The organism is Lentiprolixibacter sp., from assembly GCF_982873095.1.
Window position 1 is genome coordinate 11,384 of sequence record NZ_CEYNTP010000026.1, and the last position, 2,435, is coordinate 13,818.

The following is a 2,435-nucleotide window of genomic DNA, read 5'->3' on the forward strand; positions in this document are numbered from 1 at the left end:
GGGGAGATCAACTTCTTCCCACCGGACAAAACCTGTCTCTTATACAGTCAATAGATTACAGTGGTATGCTCCCTGAGGTCCGAAAAACCCGCTTTACAGCTGTAAATGATGTAAACAATCCGCTATATGGCCCTTACGGTGCGGCCCATGTTTACGCCGCCCAAAAAGGGGCAACGACGGAGGAAATTGAATTGCTCGACCAGGGATTGCGCCAATTAAACCATGTAGTGCAACAGCAACTGGGGAAGTCTCATGCTCATGAAGCAGGTTCCGGGGCTGCCGGGGGAGCGGCATTCGGCCTGAAAAGTTTCCTGAATGCTCAGTTTATCAGCGGTACACAGTTTATACTGCAACTGGCCCAGGTACAGGCCTTACTCAAAAAAGAAAAAATCGACTATATCCTTACCGGGGAAGGGAAGATTGATCATCAGACCCTCAGTGGGAAATGGATAAACGGCCTGGCAGAACTGGGCAGGCAACATAATATCCCCATAATTGCCGTATGTGGCCTTTTGGAGGTGTCTTCAGCTGTTTTAAAAGAAAATGGCGTGCAGCATGTGATCGAAGTGCGTGACAAATCACAGTCCCTGGAGTACAATATGAAGAACGCTGCTGCCCTTGTAGAAGCAGCGATTGCTGAGTTTTTCAGATCCACGGGCTAGTCCCCGGCAACAGCCTCGATACACTTACTCAATAATAAGGGTGTCCTTGATCTCCTGCACAATGGCAAAATACCCAAGGGGGAAGTCATCAGGCCGGTCCGTATTGTCAAGGACATTGATATTGTCAAGACCGGTGATATCAAAAACATTTCCCCTTACAGTAGCCCTCGGAGTTTCAAAGAATCCGAAATTTTCTTCGGTTTGTTCTATGATCCGGGCCATATAGTTGAAGAACTCCTGGTCTGCCCCCATAATACTGACCTCTATTTCACTGCCCGGCGCCAATTCACGGTCATAGAAATAGGAAAACTGGAATTGTTGGCCCTGATAGAATTCATCTTCGGTTACCAGGTATTCGTTGAAATCGAAATCAAACAAATAGTAATCCTTACGGTCCGGGATATCTGTAAAAGTAACCAGCACTTCGGTTTCATCCCCTTCGAAAAGTGTTCCCGTACCCTGTTCCAGCTTCTCGATGGGTACCGTGGGCACATATCTGGTCTGGGCAATATACTTTCTTCCCTTGTGCTCTATAATCAAGCTGTACAGGAGCTTATCATTTTCGATAGCTGCCGTGGGAACGCGTTCATCGACATTCACTGTATCCGGTTCATATATCCCTGAACCCGGGATAAACTCCTTCAGAATAACATCACCGGTAGGCCCAAATATCCCATCTTCTTCCTCTTGTACCAGAATAACGATACGCTCCAGTTCCGTAACCGGGATTTCTTCAAAAAAGCTATTGGTTTCTGTAACCTTTATCTGTATAGGGAGGTAAGTTTGGGTGGTATCTACCCGGATCAGTCCGTCTACAATAAGTCTGGGCGCCTCTCCAGGGGCTTCAACCTCAATCACATCTTCACATCCAAAAGAGATGCACATGAACAGTACTCCCAAAACAATAAATCTGTCCATTTGTTATCCTTATAAAGGTCAGCCGTGTTCTCTATTCTATCACCAGGGTGTCCTTGAATTCCTGTACGATGGCGAAATACCCCAATGGAAAAGCATTGGGACGGTCAGTATTATCCACAACGTCAATGTTATCGAGCCCGGTGATATCGATTACATTTCCCCTGACCGTGGCCCTGGGGGTTTCAAAAAATCCGAAATTTTGTTCGGTCTGTTCAATGATCAGGTCCATGTAATTGAAGAATTCCTGATCGGCCCCCATTATACTGATCTCGATTTCCCTGCCCGGCTCAAATTCCTGATCGTAGAAATAGGAAAACTGAAATTGCTGGCCCTGATAAAACTCATCTTCAGTTGCGAGAAACTCATCAAAATCAAAATCCAGCAAATAGTAATTGTCCTCATCGGGGATATCGGTAAAGGTTACCAGCACCTCGGTTTCATCCCCCTCGAAGAGGGTCCCTGTACCTTGTTCCAGGGCATCGATAGGTACGGAGGGGACATAACGGGTTTGCGCAATGTACCGCCTTCCTTTGTGACTGATGATGAGATTGAATAACCAATCCCCTTCCAGTATAGTTGAAACACGGATCCTCTGGTCCTCGTCGAAGGTAGGATCCGGAGTGTAAATACCAGATCCTGGAACTTCCTCTGCGAGGCTGGAACTGGCAGTTTCCACAACCAGGTTGTCTTCATACTTTTCATAGATAATTACAATGCTTTCCAGAGAGGTGACCGGGATTTCGTCAAAAAAACCACTGGTCTCAGATACTTTGATCTCGACGGGCACAAATGTCTGTGTGGTATCCACGCGGATCAGGCCATCCACGATGAGCCGTGTGTCTCCTGAGGGAACAT

At 46.8% G+C, this 2,435-nt stretch carries 3 protein-coding genes; 1 reads left to right on the forward strand and 2 read right to left on the reverse strand.

All coding sequences use genetic code 11. From position 1 onward, the window contains the following. Positions 1-662 (forward strand): glycerate kinase (locus tag AC4E7D_RS03265; protein WP_490172375.1); only part of this gene is annotated, 662 nt, incomplete at its 5' end. 24 nt (positions 663-686) lie between these two features. Here the strand turns inward: AC4E7D_RS03265 and AC4E7D_RS03270 are convergent. Both AC4E7D_RS03270 and AC4E7D_RS03275 read right to left on the reverse strand, forming a co-directional pair. Beyond that, the gene (locus AC4E7D_RS03270; protein WP_490172376.1) at positions 687-1,580 is read right to left on the reverse strand and encodes a DUF4249 family protein; all 894 of its coding nucleotides are present in this window, start codon (positions 1,578-1,580) and stop codon (positions 687-689) included. Between the two features lie 31 nt (positions 1,581-1,611). Further along, positions 1,612-2,435: DUF4249 family protein (locus AC4E7D_RS03275; protein WP_490172377.1), on the reverse strand; the 824-nt coding region annotated here is incomplete at its 5' end.

Coding starts and splice junctions, on each gene's coding strand:
- AC4E7D_RS03270 (WP_490172376.1), bottom strand. CDS start 1,580: ATGGACAGATTTATTGTTTTGGGAGTACTGTTCATGTGCATCTCTTTT.